This is a genomic window from Methanococcoides methylutens (assembly GCF_000765475.1).
In the GTDB taxonomy this organism is placed as follows: Archaea; Halobacteriota; Methanosarcinia; order Methanosarcinales; family Methanosarcinaceae; genus Methanococcoides; species Methanococcoides methylutens.
In genome coordinates this window covers 734,320-751,383 of sequence record NZ_JRHO01000014.1, presented here as the reverse complement: position 1 = coordinate 751,383, position 17,064 = coordinate 734,320, and the positions used below count along the sequence as shown (strand labels likewise).

General features: G+C 44.5%; 22 protein-coding genes. 5 read left to right on the top strand and 17 right to left on the bottom strand.

The features are described 5' to 3' along the window. Positions 1–106: 106 nt before the first annotated feature. Positions 107–1,333 (bottom strand): nucleotidyl transferase family protein, encoded by a 1,227-nt coding sequence (locus tag LI82_RS10930; protein ID WP_048195722.1) that lies wholly within the window; start codon positions 1,331–1,333, stop codon positions 107–109. Positions 1,334–1,581: 248 nt separating this feature from the next. Between LI82_RS10930 and LI82_RS10925 the strand changes: the two genes are divergently transcribed. The 3 genes from LI82_RS10925 to LI82_RS10915 all read left to right on the top strand — a co-directional run bounded on the left by LI82_RS10925 (position 1,582) and on the right by LI82_RS10915 (position 2,672). After that, entirely contained in the window at positions 1,582–1,974 is a 393-nt protein-coding gene (locus tag LI82_RS10925; protein WP_048196284.1) for a DUF2178 domain-containing protein, read from the top strand. An 18-nt stretch (positions 1,975–1,992) separates the two neighbouring features. Then, positions 1,993–2,187: a helix-turn-helix transcriptional regulator gene (locus LI82_RS10920; RefSeq protein ID WP_048195720.1), complete on the top strand. Its 195-nt coding sequence runs from the start codon at positions 1,993–1,995 to the stop codon at positions 2,185–2,187. Positions 2,188–2,300: 113 nt separating this feature from the next. Then, positions 2,301–2,672, top strand: coding sequence for a cupin domain-containing protein (locus tag LI82_RS10915; RefSeq protein WP_201770318.1), 372 nt, complete (start codon positions 2,301–2,303; stop codon positions 2,670–2,672). A gap of 13 nt (positions 2,673–2,685) precedes the next feature. Here LI82_RS10915 and LI82_RS10910 read toward each other — a convergent pair whose 3' ends face one another. The 9 genes from LI82_RS10910 to LI82_RS10870 form a co-directional block, all read right to left on the bottom strand. Then, positions 2,686–3,339: a metal-dependent transcriptional regulator gene (locus LI82_RS10910; RefSeq protein WP_048195717.1), complete on the bottom strand. Its 654-nt coding sequence runs from the start codon at positions 3,337–3,339 to the stop codon at positions 2,686–2,688. Beyond that, positions 3,336–3,500: a hypothetical protein gene (locus tag LI82_RS13240; protein ID WP_167879762.1), complete on the bottom strand. Its 165-nt coding sequence runs from the start codon at positions 3,498–3,500 to the stop codon at positions 3,336–3,338. Before LI82_RS13240 ends, LI82_RS10910 begins: the two co-directional genes overlap by 4 nt. Then, on the bottom strand, positions 3,497–5,533 hold the full coding sequence (gene feoB / locus LI82_RS10905; RefSeq protein ID WP_048195716.1) for a ferrous iron transport protein B: 2,037 nt from the start codon (positions 5,531–5,533) through the stop codon (positions 3,497–3,499). Before feoB ends, LI82_RS13240 begins: the two co-directional genes overlap by 4 nt. A 299-nt stretch (positions 5,534–5,832) precedes the next feature. Next, entirely contained in the window at positions 5,833–6,324 is a 492-nt protein-coding gene (locus tag LI82_RS10895) for a metal-dependent transcriptional regulator (protein WP_048195712.1), read from the bottom strand. A gap of 117 nt (positions 6,325–6,441) precedes the next feature. After that, a complete protein-coding gene (locus LI82_RS10890) occupies positions 6,442–7,416 on the bottom strand; it encodes a formylmethanofuran dehydrogenase (protein ID WP_048195710.1) in 975 nt (324 codons plus the stop codon). Between the two features lie 6 nt (positions 7,417–7,422). Then, positions 7,423–7,791 (bottom strand): ATP-binding protein, encoded by a 369-nt coding sequence (locus tag LI82_RS10885; protein ID WP_048195709.1) that lies wholly within the window; start codon positions 7,789–7,791, stop codon positions 7,423–7,425. Positions 7,792–7,821: 30 nt separating this feature from the next. After that, positions 7,822–8,142, bottom strand: coding sequence for a CGGC domain-containing protein (locus tag LI82_RS10880; protein ID WP_394297413.1), 321 nt, complete (start codon positions 8,140–8,142; stop codon positions 7,822–7,824). A 27-nt stretch (positions 8,143–8,169) separates the two neighbouring features. Further along, complete coding sequence (locus tag LI82_RS10875) at positions 8,170–8,958, bottom strand: DUF166 domain-containing protein (protein ID WP_048195704.1); 789 nt, start codon at positions 8,956–8,958, stop codon at positions 8,170–8,172. A gap of 133 nt (positions 8,959–9,091) precedes the next feature. Beyond that, on the bottom strand, positions 9,092–9,751 hold the full coding sequence (locus LI82_RS10870) for a nitrite/sulfite reductase domain-containing protein (RefSeq protein WP_048195702.1): 660 nt from the start codon (positions 9,749–9,751) through the stop codon (positions 9,092–9,094). A 90-nt stretch (positions 9,752–9,841) separates the two neighbouring features. On the opposite strand from LI82_RS10870, the gene LI82_RS10865 reads away from it, so the two are divergent. Next, on the top strand, positions 9,842–10,198 hold the full coding sequence (locus LI82_RS10865; protein ID WP_048195700.1) for a winged helix-turn-helix transcriptional regulator: 357 nt from the start codon (positions 9,842–9,844) through the stop codon (positions 10,196–10,198). Positions 10,199–10,247: 49 nt separating this feature from the next. Here LI82_RS10865 and LI82_RS10860 read toward each other — a convergent pair whose 3' ends face one another. From LI82_RS10860 to LI82_RS10850, 3 genes are all read right to left on the bottom strand, one after another. Next, positions 10,248–10,460: a DUF1059 domain-containing protein gene (locus LI82_RS10860; RefSeq protein ID WP_048195698.1), complete on the bottom strand. Its 213-nt coding sequence runs from the start codon at positions 10,458–10,460 to the stop codon at positions 10,248–10,250. Between the two features lie 65 nt (positions 10,461–10,525). Beyond that, positions 10,526–11,269 (bottom strand): hypothetical protein, encoded by a 744-nt coding sequence (locus LI82_RS10855; RefSeq protein ID WP_048195696.1) that lies wholly within the window; start codon positions 11,267–11,269, stop codon positions 10,526–10,528. Between the two features lie 157 nt (positions 11,270–11,426). Further along, entirely contained in the window at positions 11,427–11,852 is a 426-nt protein-coding gene (locus LI82_RS10850; protein WP_048195694.1) for a peptidylprolyl isomerase, read from the bottom strand. A gap of 317 nt (positions 11,853–12,169) precedes the next feature. On the opposite strand from LI82_RS10850, the gene LI82_RS10845 reads away from it, so the two are divergent. After that, positions 12,170–12,445 carry a hypothetical protein gene (locus tag LI82_RS10845; protein ID WP_048195692.1) on the top strand — a complete coding sequence of 92 codons (276 nt, stop codon included), beginning with the start codon at positions 12,170–12,172 and terminating at the stop codon, positions 12,443–12,445. A 252-nt stretch (positions 12,446–12,697) separates the two neighbouring features. Here LI82_RS10845 and thiC read toward each other — a convergent pair whose 3' ends face one another. The 4 genes from thiC to scpB all read right to left on the bottom strand — a co-directional run bounded on the left by thiC (position 12,698) and on the right by scpB (position 17,049). Beyond that, positions 12,698–13,981, bottom strand: coding sequence for a phosphomethylpyrimidine synthase ThiC (gene thiC / locus LI82_RS10840; RefSeq protein ID WP_048195690.1), 1,284 nt, complete (start codon positions 13,979–13,981; stop codon positions 12,698–12,700). Between the two features lie 369 nt (positions 13,982–14,350). Next, a complete protein-coding gene (gene aglJ, locus LI82_RS10835) occupies positions 14,351–15,280 on the bottom strand; it encodes an S-layer glycoprotein N-glycosyltransferase AglJ (RefSeq protein WP_048195688.1) in 930 nt (309 codons plus the stop codon). Then, the gene (locus LI82_RS10830; protein WP_048195687.1) at positions 15,281–15,832 is read right to left on the bottom strand and encodes a TATA-box-binding protein; all 552 of its coding nucleotides are present in this window, start codon (positions 15,830–15,832) and stop codon (positions 15,281–15,283) included. A gap of 113 nt (positions 15,833–15,945) precedes the next feature. Further along, entirely contained in the window at positions 15,946–17,049 is a 1,104-nt protein-coding gene (gene scpB, locus LI82_RS10825; protein WP_048196282.1) for an SMC-Scp complex subunit ScpB, read from the bottom strand. Positions 17,050–17,064 lie beyond the last annotated feature (15 nt).

Below are 17,064 nucleotides of genomic sequence, written 5' to 3'. Positions count from 1 at the left end.
AGGCTGTTCTGGCAAGTCTTCAGGTTAATGATTTATATAAATATTTAATAGCAGCAACCCTATTATTTTAGAAGTTAAAAATTACAAAAGGAAGCAGGAAGAGGTCTCATTCAATGTTCATTTCCTTCCTGATCGCAGTGGATGAAATGCCATTATCCTCATAATCTTCCAGCGGCACGACCTCACAAAGGTCGCTGATCTCCGGCTCGATCCTCAGTTCCACATCCTTTCTCCTGAACACCAGAAAATGGATGTTCTTTTCCCGAAATTCCGCCAGCATGTTCTTCATGTCATCTTCGTTGCGGTAATATCTGACCTTGAACAGCCGGTTGGCGGTATCCGCTCCGATGATGAATGTGGCATTCTCAAATATCTGCGCTTTCTGGATGAAAAGGGGGGCAACAGTGAGGTAAATATTTCCGGGGAAATCCCTGTCTTTATAGGCTTTAAGCGAATTCAGCCTTTCCTGGAGCGATATAAAGTCTATTGGAGGCTTGTCCACATTTGTGACGGATATCTCAAAGTGGACGTTTTTACCAAGTTTCCGGAATGCCTGCTCAGCCATTAGAATGTGGTTGCGGTGGCATGGATTAAAAGAGCCTGAAAAGATGATCTCCGGTTTATCGGTAATTTCCTTATCCTTAAGGTTCAACCTGACAACATCGGGCTTGAGGTCCGGGCGTTTCATGATGCTATCCGGGCGGGAAAGCATCTTAGCGACCTCTTCGGAAGCGCTTGCTTCTCTCTCTTCGATGAATTCATCACTGTCCAATAGCCTGTTAAGAAGCATTTGCCCATCCCAGCCGCATTCCCTAGTGATGGAATCGATTATCATGCAGGTTGCGATGTACTCCTCTTCCTGCCTTGAACGACCCTGTCCGAGCCTTAGGCTCATTACCACTGTTCTGTCAAAGGACTGGATGCCAACATATATCTCATGTTCGCGACCTTCACGTTCATCACTTCCAGCTGAAAGCTTACAGGAAGCTGCCACGCCCATCAGATCTTTGTTCCTGACCAGTTCATCATCTTCTGTAAGGGATAATGCACGGCGGTATGCTGCCATGGCCATGGTCCTTACGGTCATTGGTGAAGCATATTTCTCGGGTTTCCTGCTGATAAGATCATCAAGCGCTTTGGAACTGTATGGTATAGTAGCTTCAAGAAGGGTTGCGGAACCTCCTCCGTATTTCAGGAGTTGTTCAATAGCCCCGACTCCCCCTCCTGTAATTGCAAGAACGATCCGGCAGGGCTGTTCGTGGATATGCATGACCATCTCATGCAAAAGCTCTTCCTCACCTTGACTTGAAGGATGTTCTTCTCTTTTCTCCATCAGCAGGAGTCTGTGTCGAAAACCAAATAAAGTTTTTGATGATTGAGAGCTTGTTCATAAAGTCCCCTACATTGAGGGCAAATTCCTTTCTTTATGGTCTAATAGAATATTTTGTGGTCAAGCCTGCCTTTTGTTTTTCCCACAGATAACGACATATGCAGTTGATTTCCAATCAGATGTAATGTATACTCTTCTTTTTGCAAAGTTTTATATACATAATGTAAAGTATGTTTTACATAGTGATTAAAATGCAAATCAAAGAAATATATATGTTAGTTGTTGGATTCACATTATCCTTGATAGGCATGGGATTTTACGCTTTTGAATTTACCTGGATAATAAATCCGAGTGGAGTAGGTGGTGCATTCATAGGTGGGGGTGTCTCACTGATTATAATTACTCTTCGTGAAATCCGACTTAGGGATAAGGGGACAATAGTAGAAGATGAAAGAATATTTCGAATCGCTGAGAAATCTAGCCATAAAAGCCTGATGATCCTTATCATTCTTGAAGGTATATTAGTGGCACTTCTTGGTGTTACAGGATATGATGTTCAAGCTTATCCTATTGTGTCTTTGTTGTTTGCTATAACAGCGATATTATATGTGGGATTTTACTTTTGGTACAAAAGACAAATGTAATTCCAGGATGGATGTTGAATGAAGAACAATCTAAAAGTCTGGAGAGCAAAGAAAGATATTACTCAGGAACATCTAGCCAGGGAAATGGAAGTGACAAGACAAACCATCAATGCTATAGAACGTGGTAAATATGATCCAAGTATAAAATTGGCTTTCAAAATGGCAAGATTCTTCGAATGCTTAATTGAAGACATTTTTTTTGACGAAGAATGAGTTTTATCTCGATTTTCGGTATATGTGCCATCAAAAAAATTATCTGATTCCCGATCAAGATAGGGGTTGATTACAAAACCCTTAATTTATAGCCAATCCCGATGATCCTGTCAATGCAGGGTTGCCGTAAGGCGCCCTTTTTATTGATAGGGTCCATGAGGTGTACCATGGAAAAACATAATATTTTTAACCAGATACCAGCCGATCTAACCCATGAAGTGTTCGAGCCTTTGGTGGATCAGGATGGAGTATTGGTCGAGCGCATTATTTCAAAGAAACATGTGACTCCGGAGGGTCAATGGTACGATCAGGACCGCAGTGAATGGGTCATGGTGTTGCAGGGGGAGGCGAAGTTGCTGTTCGAAGATTCGGAGGTGGTGCACCTCAATCCCGGCGACCATATTAATATTCCCGCCCACTGCAAACACAGGGTCATCTGGACCAGTGACACGACAGAAACCCTCTGGCTAGCTGTACACTATTGATCTAAATTTGTTCTCAGTCCCTTTTTATCCTTACATATATGCTGTCGGCAATTTCCCTGTCAACTGCATATCTCGTATGGTTAAGGTCGAAGACATAGGAAGGGTATGACTGGACAAGGCTTATCGGGATGCCGGGTAGCACTCCCATTGCCAGCATCTTCTGCATCTTCTCCTCCTCTCTCATATTGAAGTAAGCGATCTTCCCGGTCTGGCCTTTCTTCAAAGCTGAAAGAGAGGCCACAACATGCTCGATCTCTTCCTTTGCCTTCCTGCAGCATTCCCCTTCAGGGATCGGTTTTCCATGAGGGCATGTGCGCGGGTGTCCCAGCAGGATACATACATTCTCATCGATGCCATGGTAAAGTATATGCTCGAACTCACATGCGGAGCTGTGCACATACTTTTCCTTGGTGTTCAGGACATCTGCAAGGAGTCGCTCTGCAAGGCGATGCCTCCTGACAACGGTCCTGCCGTTTGCAGCACCTTCCTCTGTAAGACTGACATCTGAGCCGGAAAGCGTGATGTTCTCTATCTCAAGCAGTTCCTGTATCTCAGGAGATCCCTCTTCCAGTCCGAGAGATCCCAGGCTCACAGGATCTGTGCCCTGCTCGTTTATGCATACCCACATTCTTTCCAGGATCTCTTCTGCATTCTCACTTATTTTCATTTGAATATCCCTCTGATGATCTTTTCCAGTTTTGTTTCCCGCGGGATCTCGTATCCGCACTTCGGGCAGCGCTGCATATTGCATGAACTGAAGTTCCCACAGCCTGTGCACTTTGATTTGTCAGGCTGGTCGAACTCATGGCTGCAAAGGGGGCACTTCATAGTACCACTCCCAATGTTGTCAGGACATAGTTCACAACATATCCCACAGCAAAAGCGCTCGGGAAGATGAACGCAGCCATTCCGAGGGCTATCTTAAGTCCTCTTTCTTTCACGGTTACCATGAACTGTGCTATACATGGCATGAACAATGTCAGTGTGATAGCAGCTACGACCAGGTTGATCTCGGTCAACATCCCTGCATTGTACATATCGAACAATCCGGCAGCACCGAAATCTCTCCTGAAGAACCCGTACAGGAACATAACTCCGCCCTCAGCTGGAAGTCCTATCCACTGTGAAGGGTATGAGAATAGTCTGACAGCCAGCTCGAACAGTCCGGTAAGCCTTCCTATCCAGATCAGTACACTCGCAATCACGAACAGGGGCAGTACCTCCAGGAAATACCACTGCATCCTTGAATAGGTCTTGATAAGCACGTTCGAAGCCTTCGGAAGCCTCAGTGGTGGCATCTCCATGAAGAAACTGGGGCTTTTCCCGGGCAACACCTTTGATGAAAGGAATCCTATGAACACAAGCTCTACACCTATGACAAAAGCCCATATGAACAGTGCTTTTGAGCTGAACGAGAGTATACCCAGTATGACACCAAGCTGTGCGGAACATGGGATCGCCAGTGATAGCAGCATGCTTGTGATTATCTTCTCCCTTTTTGTCTCAAGGGTACGTGTGACCATGGTTGCCATTGTGGCACATCCAAATCCAAGCACCATCGGAATGACAGCCCTGCCGCTCATCCCCATCTTCTTGAATGCACGGTCAATCAGCATTGCAAGGCGTGGAAGGTAACCGGTATCCTCTATGATGGAGAACACAATAAAGAATGCACCCACAAGCGGCATGATCAGTGCAATTGCATATGTCACAGCCTGTGTCAGTATACCGTATTCACCCACGAAGAGGTCCTGGATGACCGGGTATGGGACAATGGAATTGAAGCTCTCGATCACCCATGGGTTGATCTGTTCCCCGAACAGGGTTCCTTCAAGGTAGTCCACAACAGTCCCTGCTGCAAATCCTCCGACGAATTTGTACAGCCCAAAGTAGAGTATCAGGAACAATATCGGAATTCCCGTGACGGGGTGTATAAGGATACTGTCAATACGTTCCCGAAGTGATGCTCGTGTTGTTCGTGATGTATCTTCAGTATTTTTTGTAAGCGTATCTGTCTTTTTAGTCGTACTCATTACAGGGTCGACAATATCGTTGACAAAGGTCTGCCTTTCTATCGTAAGGACATAATTAAGTGGATCAGTGTAGCTTTTTTCCGTTTCCTCTATTACACTCTTGATCGAACTGACATCTTCATTGTTCTGGACGATCTTCTCAAAAGCAACCCTGTCATTCTGGAGGAGCAACTGTGCAAGTGTCCTTTTTGAGATCCCGTATTCAGATCTTAGCAAAGATGATATCTCTTCAATTGCAGACTCTATTCCCCTGCTATACTTTACTTTGTTATCGACATTTTGAATGTCATAATCGGCGATTGCGTTTTCAAGCCTGTCAAGTCCTTCTCCCTTTATTGAGGTCGTACGGATTACGGGAATTCCCAGCTCATTTTGGAGCTTTGCTTCATTAATCTCAACTCCTCTCTCGGCAGCTTCATCCATCATGTTCAGGACAAGTATGAGGGGTACCTCTGCTTCTATTAGCTGGAGTGTCAGGGGAAGCATGCGCTGCAAATTTTTGGCATCCACAACATGCAGGTAAACAAATGGCTTGCTGTCAAAGAGGTAACTCTGTGAGACGCGCTCCTCTTCTGTTATCGGCAATAATGAGTACATACCGGGAGTATCGATTATCTCGTATTCCTTGCCTGCTATTTTCCCCTTCCCTTTGCTTATTGCTACTGTAGTTCCCGGATAATTTGAAACAATTGCATAGCTGTCTGAGAAATGGTTGAAGATAACACTCTTGCCTACGTTTGGGTTTCCTACAAGAATTATCTTTTCAAGACCGCTTTCAGCATTGTCTTCGAGATCGCAACACCTTTTCTTTTTTAATTTGGTAAACATTTGTTCATAAGCCTCCAATATTTAGGCTATCCTAATTTATTGGACTATTGTTAGCAGCCATATATAAGTTTTGGCATACCTAATAATATATGCCTGATTAAAAAATAAAGGGATTTGGAGATTGATCAATGTTAAAAAACGATAGGTTAGGGCAAAATTTGAAACTGCATCTGGGGCTGTCTCAACAAAAAACAGGATCTAAAAATAAATTACATTCAGTCAAAACTGCCTATCTAAAACTAAAATCAGCAACTGGAAAAGATGATTATCTTTTATTTTACTATATTACATTAAGGCAGTTATTCACATTCTTTTCTGGTATTTTTGCTTAAAGATGCCTTTCCAGTTATTTTCTTACAGTCGGAGATCTCACCTTTTTCACAGAACTCCATGAAATGGCGGAAGAACTTTGGCATTTCATCTTTAGAATTTACAAATTCACTGAACTTTGTCAGCTTTTCAAGTGTCTGGGGCGTCACTGCATGCTCCATCTTGCATGCATCGTCATCGGCTGTGATCTCATCAACTCCCAGCAGGATAAGGAACTCATGCAGGACACTGTACTTTTCCTTGGTGCTCCTGGCAACTTTCTTTCCTTCCGGAGTGAGTGTAACTCCTCCGTATTTCTCGTAATTGATGTACCCCTCTTTGGTGAGCTTTTTGAACATTCCGGTAACACTGGACGGGCTGACATTCAGGAACCTTGCAATATCCTTCACCTGCGAGTATCCTTTCTTCTCAATTATGGTGTCAATGGCCTTCAGGTAATCTTCAGTTCTCTCAGTGGTCAAGTGCATCCAACCTTTTTCGGTATATCTAATACTATCAGGATACAATGTTACGTCTTATATATGTTATGTCAGGAAAACAGTTGGTGGTGTTAGTAGTACTGGTATCAGTACTGCCTTTCAGTCCGCCTTACGCAAAACGATGGAACCGTCCCTCATCTGCACTTTGATATACTGCGCTTTCTCCTCACCGACCTCGTATTTGTTGTAAAGCATGGACTCCACGCGCCCCACACCTGTAAGTTTTCGCACGGTCGAGCTGTCTTTGCCTCCCATCCTCATTTTCTCAGCAGGGGGCGCTGGTGGGATCTTCTTCCTGGAATAAATGGTGCCGCCAAGCATTCCTGCACCAGCATATCCTTTCGCGTCATTGAACAGCAGGACGCCGGCTCTCATGTAAGCACCTGCAAATTCACCAACCGTTCCTTCGATCACGACATTGCCACCGTTCAGGTGCGCACCTGTATTGAGCCCTGAATCACCTTTGACCGTGATGGTTCCACTCTCCATCAGGAGTCCTGTACCATTGTAAACATTCCCTTCGACAATGATCTCTGCATTGCAGTTACATCTTGAAGCAAGGGTCCCACGAGGGATGTTGTCTGTCAGTACAAGTTTCTTGCTTCCTGCATCGAAACTGTTCTCAATGGGGACTTCGGAGCTGTTGTTACAGAGTAACTCTGTGATGGAAATGAACTTCCTGTATCCTTCCTCATCGGAACTGACCTCGATGATATTTCCAAGTGGCTCTTCAATATCTCCCGTCAGGTAAAGTGCACCTGCTGACATGGACATCCCTGATTCCGGTCCTATATCTCCGTCTACAAAGATACGTCCGGCAGGCTCGGTCTTGCCAGTTCCGCCAAAATGTGCAAGGTCAACTCCGAGGCTATATGCAAACCTTGTGCCAACACTTCCCTTTATGTGAACATCCTCGCCTTTCTTGAGCTCGTCAACTAGCTGCCTGTACGTATACTCAGTATTTTTCTGGGAAGGGATCACTGTGTCGGGTTCAAGTTCCTTTTCGTGCCAGTAAAAATTGAACGTGTAATCGCACAGGTGATCCACTTTTGAGGCAAGTTCAAGCTCTATCAATTTGATTCACCCATGGATAAGCTGGGGCAGACAGCGTGTGCAGACCCAGAGGCTCTCCATCTTATGCCTCATGGGCAGGAGGTACCTCTCATCTTCTCCGGCACCGCAGCTGAAGCACCTGATGGATACATCAGTGCTCTTTGGCTGTGCTTCTGCTTTTTCAGCATTGAACTCCACGGTCTGTCTCTCTTCGATGGTGATAGCACCCTCAGGACAAACGCCGATACAGAATCCCATGCCATCACAGAGGTCTTCGGAAACGACCTTTGCCTTGCCGTCGATTATCTGTATGGCTCCTTCAGCACAGGGGGACACACATTGTCCACAGCCTGTACACTTGTCCTCATCGATCTTAACTATCATTCGTTTAACCATTGTATCCTCTCCATTCTCAATTATTAGTTATCAGTGATGGGTTCCCTCAACGATCCTGATGCCTGCATTTTCTATGGTCTTCTTGATAGTATCAATATGCGGGCACTCGGGGTAGTTCTTCATCTGCATGCATGAGCTCAGGTGTATCACATCCACTCCGTTCTTCTGCAGGGAGCGCACCAGGCGGAATACGCGTCTGCCTGAGCAGCCTCCGCATGTGAAGAAAGCAACCATCTGTGTATTATTATCATAGTCGACGAACTTTACTCTCCGTTCATTGAAAGCCTTAAAACATCCTGTTCCCGGGCATGCCTCGGACACTGTATCGCATCTTAGGACCGCTATCTTCACAGGTGTATCTTCGGTAATGTTCTCACCTCATTTTTCATCTTCAGAATACACGTTTTCGTCTTCATTATCATTTTTGATCCTGGCTGCTTCCTCAACGCTTTTTCTGATTATGTATCCGGCTTCATGCAGGATCGTATCTTTGAGTTGCGGGTCCTTGTCCATGCTTGCAGTACATGGGTATGCGTGGTGTGCTCCGGATACGGTTTCCTTGTAGATTTCAATATCAGACCATCCAAGTTTTTTGGCGACATACCATGTGGAACCACATGGGGCGTCCCTCAGGACCCTTGCATGTGTGAATATGTTCCTTTCTTTATCGACCTCTATGACAAGCAGCGGTCTGCCAAATCCCATGTCTACAAATTCATCGATCAGGGTTTTTCCTGTTTTTACAAGTGAGCAGAACGGTTTTGGGAATTCGCAGTCTATTCCCTTTGATTCAAGTGTCTCCTTTACTTGCTGGACAAGTCCGGCGGGGGCAAGCTTTGGAACCTCTATGGGCGCGATCACAGCTTTTGCACCTGACATCTCTGCCATCCTCGGCAGGACGGAAAGAATGTCCGGATGAAGGTCCATGGCGATCAGCAGGTCACATTTGTCCATGTTCTCAGGCAGGTATTCTTCAGGTTCTTCGATGAACTGTGGCAGGTCGGCAGGGAATTCATAAATATCAACGATCTGGTCAGCATACGATCTCTTTTTCTCTCTGCAGTGGTCACAGAGTTCTCCACAGGATGTGCAGAATGTGCTGGAATTCACTATATTGCCGATAACCTTCCTTCCGAACTCTCCGGTATAATAAATGCTGATCTGCATGGTCTCCTCTACATCAATCAGGAAAATAAGCAGGGTTTTTGTCCGAACTACCCTGTAGATCGTGTTCGTAAGCGGTTCGTGGGGATTTTAGGGGTCCTTGTAAAGAACCCCTACAGTCGTAGTAATTGTCTGCTCAGAGGCCGACTTCTGTCTTGAAGTTTTCAAGACCGATCTCGTCAATAACCTTTCCGAGCCTTTGTTTCTTTGTGTGTGTCTTGTAGTATGTGATGATCTTGTCAACAAGTGCAAGGACCTCTTCCTCATCGAGTTCTTCTGCAATGGTATCTGCAAGACGTGGCTTGAGTCCTGCACTGCCGCCTACCATGACGGTGAATCCCTTTGGCGTACCCATGATGCCGATATCCTTGATGGCGTTCTCAGCACAGGAGTTCATACAGCCTGATACTGCGATCTTGAGTTTTGATGGAAGTTCCATTCCATGGTATATCCCATCAAGTTTGAGGCCAAGTCCGACAGAGTCCTGCTGACCACGTTTACAGAATGTGGTTCCCGGACATATCTTAACGCTCCTGACACAGAGGCCGATTGCAGCGCCTGGCTTCATTCCAAGATCTTCCCATGCATTGTCAATGTCATCTTCCTTGAGGCCTACAATGGCCATTCTCTGGGAGGATGTGACCTTAATTGCAGCTGCCCCGTATTTCTCGGATACATCAGCTATCTTCCTGAGCAGGTCTGGTGATGCAATACCTCCTGGAATATGTGGTGCGATAGCGAATGTTTCCTTGTCTCTCTGAACGATTGCTCCCTTTTCAAGTAGATCTTTTGTCATTTAGTATTCTCCTTTTAAAATTTGTTGTTTTTCGTCACTAAGTATATTTGGGATACTTCTATATATAATGCCAGTTTCTTTCCTGATACTATGAAAGATTGTACCATCTACAAAACGATCGATATAATTGGCAAGAGATGGACTTTGTGCATATTGTTGGAGCTTTACAAGGGCAACAACGAGGAAAAAAGGTTCAACGAACTTAAGAAGAAGTTACAGACCATTACTCCGAAGACCCTTTCAATAAGGCTCAAGGAACTGGAGCAGGAAGGTCTTGTGAAGAAGACACTTGATGATTCAAAGGACCCTGTGATATACACTTATTCCCTGACAAGAAGCGGAGAAGAGTTCATAGAGATCATTCAGTCCATTAAGAAATGGGGACTTGAATGGAAATTTGAGAACAAGATCTGCGGTCTTTCCAATTGCAAAAACTGCAAGTTATAACATCACTTTCTATATCTTACTATCATTATGTGGGGTATGCGGTGCTTGCTTAAAGAGCTCCGCAGCCGCAACCTCTGCTCAGCATAATGTCGATACGTGAGGTAAGCTCTTCAAGGTCTTCTTTTGACATATTTTTCTCTGAGAGATGCTTCTCAGTTATGTGATCCAGCATCTTTTGTTTCACATCATCAATTTCAGATGCCTTGCCGGTTGCCATGAAGTTGCAATTAAATCCAAGGTCTCTGCATTTTATAATTTTCATCTGCTTTCTCCATCCTTTGAGATGCTATACTAAAATATCATAAAAAGAAGTATAATAAGCAGAACTCACAGTCTGCTTATTATGTCGAATATTGGTGCCAGTTGCTTTATATTCTCTTTACAAAGGTCATCTTTCTGGCAGGTCTGCTGAAGATTGGTACATTTGGTTTTTATCTGCTCGATGTCTGCAGCATCAGAGGTGATTATGTCTTCGGAAAGTTCTCCAACTTTATCGAGTGCGGCCTTCTCCTGGGACAGCTTGTCCGTGAATTTCTTGATCTCTTCATCAAGGACCGGTTTGATAGCCTGTTTGAAAAGTAAAGCCGTCATTTCCCGTGGGATCTTTTCTTCTGTTTCACAAACTTCGTCACTCTCGATGGTGTCTGGTTCGCTTTCAGTGATCTCCATGGTGGACATCTTTGAGAACAGGTGGGATAGTATTGTTTTCTGGGCTGTCAGGTGCTTGATGAACTCGAATTGCATTTTAAAGCTGTTTGGAACTTTTGGTTTGCATTCAAAAGTGACGTAAGGGATGGCGCTTTCATATGCTTTTGTGAAATCATCTGCTTTTTCAGGATAATACTGCTCTAGCAATTCCAGGACGCAAGCATACCATTTCCGGTATTTGTCCAGCATCATTTCGTGCATTTCCGCCCCTTCTCCTGAGAGTGGGGTTATACTATATTTGCCTTCACTTTCATCTTCGTTCTTTACAAATTCGACATATGGGTACATTTTTGGTGCAAGGTCCTCGATCTCATTGATGACAAGTCCTGCTACTCTGACCCGATTGAACGTGTTTTTATCCATGTTACACCGCAGATATAATTATAATAGTAATACGAGGGTAATGATCAACAAGAGAGCTGGTTTCCTCATGGCCGGGTATGTCCTGCATGGGTTGGACCGCCCTCTTATTGCTTTCATTTCCTCTCTGTTCTTTTAAAGATGGGAATAGAACAGGAGTTTACTCCTCTTCCACTCTTAATTTTGTCATTACATCGTCTTCTTTGATCTTGTTGACCACATCCATACCTTCAATGACCTTTCCGAAAACAGTGTGCACTCCATCAAGGTGTGGCTGTGGGGAATGTGTGATGAAGAACTGGCTTCCGCCGGTATTCTTTCCGGCATGTGCCATGGAAAGGGCACCCTTTGTATGCTTCTTTGGATTTATCTCGCATTTAATGGTGTATCCAGGTCCACCTGAACCGTTTCCTTTTGGACATCCTCCCTGAATGACAAAGTTTGGTATTACCCTGTGGAAGGTAAGGCCATTGTAAAATCCCTGCTTGATGAGTTTCTCAAAGTTTGCAACTGTCTTTGGTGCATCCTTTTCGAATAGTTCCAAAACGATCTGACCTTTGTTTGTATCAATAATTGCTTTTTTCATTAATGTGTCTCCCACCGGGATTTATGGCAAATCTGGATTTAAGGGTTTCTGTTAGGTAAGAAATAGCGAAATATGAAAATAATGGTTCAACTTCTCATTTTATGGTTTTTTTGCTGTCGGTTGGCATTTTGTTCTTTTCTACAGTTCTATCGATAAATTTATATCATAAGCCACACGGTCGGAGTGTTCGGTGTTTCTGTCCGAAGAAATTTTTATATTATATCGTTATCTGGGTAATTTTTATAAAAAGTTAAGGCTGATGTCGTATTCATCGTTGTTTTCACCAAAATCATTTTATACGTTCAGGGGTTGTTTAAATGGGTGTTACTAAGATGATTAATTCCATTCTTGAAATGATAAAAAATGTGCCTGAGGGACACGAGCTGTCAGGTTATCTCTACTTGCTTGACGGTGCATCATCATCTATCATATGGTATGATAACATCACGGATTGCCGTGAAGTATTAGAAGACGAGATCACATGGTTGATCTTCGATTATGAGAACCCTGACTATGGGAAGTCTATTCTCCTTGTTCAGAAAGCCAACGTTTCAAAGATCGACCTTTCATACGTAACTAAAACCCCTTACTGATATTATTTTTCTTTGGGGGGAAGTTCTGCTAGTTCGATGTTTAGCACCATTCTGACATGGAATGGTGATTCGCTTATTTTATCCTGCTATTTAAATTACAGTCTTCATCTGCTATTTAAATTACAGTTCTCAAGCATAGCTATGGCTTTTTGCTTTAATATAATATGATACAAAAATAGTTAGGCTGTAAAGAAAATATAATGACCACCATGGTGGTCTTTTAAAAAGAAGATAAAAGTAATGCCAATGGCATTACTTTGCAAGATTGTAGTTCTGGTTGACGATCTTCACAGCACAGAAGTCACCGCACATTGTGCATGCATCTTCATCTGCTGAAGCTCTCTCGGTTCTGATCTTTCTTGCGAGTTCTGGGTCGAGTGCAAGATCGAACATCTTATTCCAGTCAAGGTCTCTGCGTGCCCTGCCCATTGCAAGGTCCTGATCCCTCTTTCCGAGTTTGACCATGTCACCGACGTGAGCTGCGATCTTTGATGTCTTTACACCTTCGATAACATCCTCTTTGTTTGGAAGTGCAAGGTGCTCTGCAGGGGTTACGTAGCAGAGGAAGTCACAGCCGTGTGATGCGGATGTTGCTGCACCGATTGCAGTTACGATGTGGTCTCTTCCTGGGGAGACATCTGTTACAAGTGGACCGAGCATGTAGAATGGCTTGTGTCCGCTCATTGACTTCATGAGTTTGACATTCATCTCTACTTCATCGAGTGGTACGTGACCTGGACCTTCTACAATTACCTGAAGACCATATTTGTCGTGTGCTTTCTGTGCGCACTCAGAGTTGATGATAAGCTCCTGGATCTGTGCCCTGTCGGTAGCATCGTGGATAGCACCTGCGCGCATTCCGTTACCTGTGGAGAGGACAACTTCGTGCTCCTTGAGGATCTCACAAAGGTAGTCGAAGTCAGCGTAAAGTGGGTTTTCCTTCTCGTTGTGGAGCATCCATGTGGTCATGAAAGCACCGCCACGGGAGCAGATACCACCGTAACGACCGTGTGCTTTGAGCCTGTCGAGAACAATGTTGTTGATACCTGTGTGGATAGCCATGAAGTTTGTACCAAGCTTTGCCTGTTCTTCAGTTGCATGCCAGAGGTCATCTTCTGTCATGTGAATGATAGAACCGTCTCTCTTTGCAGCTGTGATAAATGCCTGGTATAAAGGAACTGATCCAACGGAAAGTGATGTTGCGTCACAGACAGCTTTCCTGATTCCAAGGAAGTCTCCGCCGGTTCCAAGCTCCATAAGTGTGTCTGCACCAGCAGCTTCTGCAGCCTTTGCTTTTTCAACTTCCATGTCAAGGTCGACGATATCTGAGGATGCACCGATTGATGCATTGACCTTTGTTGTAAGGCCTTCACCGATACCACAGTACTTGACATCCCTATATGGTGAGGTTGGGATTACGATCCTACCTGCAGCGATTCCACGTCTGATGAACTCAGGCTCTAAACCTTCGAATTCAGCGACAACTTTCATTGGCTCTGTAATTTGGCCAGCTTGGGCATCTTCTACTATTGTCATGATTATAACCTCGTTATTCAGTTGGTATAAAAAAGGAGGTATTTTATATAAGTATTTTCGAAAAATCAACTTTAGAGTATGTAAAGTAAAATTGCATGTGTCCTCAGGCAATTTCTACTTATTAATATGTATACGACATAAATTTGAAGTTAATCTATTTAACAATCAACATCTGCTGATGTTTTATCTTGTTGCATGATGTCAATTGGTGGGTGTATCTTAGTTAGCACTTTGCGAAACAAATCCATCTAGTTTTAGATATAATCAAGTAAAGTTTACTTGTGTTGTATATTTTCGATGTAATGTCCCAATAAAAGATGCTCGGCACTGAGCAACAAGGTCATAAAAAAAGATGGTTCGGGAAAAGGATCAACGCTCGTTGTTCTTACGCAACATTCGCATATTTTCCCTGTGTAGTGACACTATGAGGTCGCTCAGCATTCCAAAAACGAACATCTGTATACCTGTAAGTATCAATAGGGCGGTCAGTATTGTCATTGGTATGCGGGTAACTCCGCTTAACCACTCATTTACCACATAAAGTCCCGTGCCGACACCAGCCAGCGTCAGTATCGTGCCGAAGATCCCAAAATAGAACATCGGGTTGTGCAATCTTGCCATCCTGATGATGGTCTTTCCGATCTTGATCCCGTCCCTGAATGGGTTGAGTTTGGTGGCTGCTGCTGAATGTCTCGATACGTATGTGATAGGCACGACCTCTACCTTCATCTCGTTCTTAACACTCTCGACCGTGATCTCTGTCTCGATCTCGAATCCCATCTCGTTGAGGCTAAGACCCTTGATCACTTTCCGTGTGAAACCGCGGTATCCTGTAAGGATGTCTTCCAGCCAGACACCATATGCCAGGCCAAAAAGCTTGTTAAGCACTTTATTGCCTGTCAGGTTCAATTTTGTAAATGCTTCCGGCTCATAATTTGCAAACCTGTTGCCGATAGTCTGGTCAGCCTTTCCTTCAAGAAGCGGTCCCAATACTGTATATATGTCACTTGCAAGGTAGGTTCCATCACCGTCTATCATGACGGTGTAGGGGTCCTCGATAAGCTGGAAAGCTTCCTGAACTGCCTGGCCCTTGCCTTTTCCTTCCTGGACCACTACCCTTGCACCGCTCTCTTCAGCAAGTTCGCGGGTGCGATCATGGCTGTGTCCATCGATGACAAGGATATTCTCAAATCCTTCTGCCTGGAAATCCTCGATGAGCTGCTTTATAGTTGCTTCCTCATTCAGCGCGGGAATGAGGATGCACACATCGTTCTTGTCCAGAGGGATCTGAATATCCATTTACAAAAGTCCCATATTGTCAAGCTGCTGTCTTACGACCTCGACTCCTTCCTCGCAGTTCTCAGGGGATTTTCCACCTGTGACCACAAGTTTTCCGGAACTGAAGATCAGTACGACAACCTTTGGTTCATCGATCCTGTAAACAAGACCCGGGAACTGTTCCGGCTCGTATTCGATGTTCTCAAGACCGAGTCCGATAGCAATTGCATTAAGGTTGAGCACTGCTTTAAGGTCAGCTGAAGCAACGATGTTCTGTACGGTTATTTCCGGGTCAGCAAGGGTCTCGATTCCGATACCATTGAGTTTCTTTGCCATGTTTCCAATAACGGTGTGTACATCCGCAACGTTCTTTGCACCTGTACATACTACTTTTCCGGATGTGAATACAAGGAATGCGGCTTTTGGATCGGTAACGCGATACACAAGTCCCGGGAACTTCTGTTTGTTGTATTCTGCGCCTTCGAATTCTGCTTCTATCTTTACAAGGTCGAATTCTTCAGCAAGTTTGGTTGACGCAACCACGTTCTCTATCTTGATATTATATTCCGTCATATTCTTTGATCCTCAGTATTTAAGGGTGGGTATATTTGCCAATACAGTATATAAGCTTATACCCTTTTATTTATATATCTATTTAAAAGACCTTTAAAAAGGTGTTAATTTTGTTATTTTTCAAGATCTTTCAGGCCATCTATGATGGCATCATATTTCCTGCAGACCCTGTCCACAATGTCCCCTTCCACCTTTGAGTGTGTCGGAACAAGGATATCGGCTCCCTCGGAGATGTTCACTCCCTCACTGGAGGTACCATAATCGGGCGCTATGACACAACCTTCGGCAGAAACTCCAAGCCTCAGGTCGCTGACGATACGTGCGATCATGTCTGTTGCAGGTTTCACCTTCTTGCTGATGACCAGCGCCTTTGACACATACCTGTCACGCAGATCTGTTATCAGTTCGATGTTCTCCTTTGATTTTTCAGGATCTGCAACGCTCTCAAGTGCGTTTATGGAATCGATTATGTCGCCAAAGGTAGTGGACCTGACCTCGATTATCTCTCCGTCGTAAAATTTACTGACCTTTTCCTCATAGCCTCTGGAGACTACCAGCTTAAACACGTCGGCAAGGCTCTCAAGCTCTTCTTCTGTGGGGTTATAGGCATTGATGATCCTGTAATCCTTGATCCCGCAAAGATCCGCAAGTGACCTGTACATGGGGGTGATGCCCACGAACTTCCTTCCAAGCCACCTGTCAAGCCCTTCTTTCCCGCTCTGCTGCCGGGAAAGGTCAACGATCCTTTTCTTTATGGATTCCGGATCGTTGGAACTAAGTCCGAAGTAATCTGCGAAAAGCGGTGTTGTCTGGAGCAGTTTTGTCCTTCCGTGAGGCACTGCTTCGATAAATCCTCTTTCTTTAAGCTCACGTATGTGGTCGTATGTTGAATTGCCTCTCATGTCCACAAGTTCTGATTGGACCACAGGCTGGTGGTAAGCTATCATGGAAAGTGTACGAAGGATCGGGGCTCTCAATTCTTTTGGAGCTACCGGGCTTACAAGGTCGGTATACTTCGGTTTGACCTGCATCACATAACGTCCTCCAAGGTCGACGATCTCCATGCCGGAGTCCCTTGCTGAATACTCTTCCATAAGGGTCTGGATAACGGGTGTGATGTTCTTTGCTGACTTATTAACGACCTTCGCGAGCGTCTGGGTGTCAACAGCTCCCCCTGCCGCAAAAAGTACGGCTTCTATGATCTCCTTGTCGTTCATATTTTCCTCTTCAAA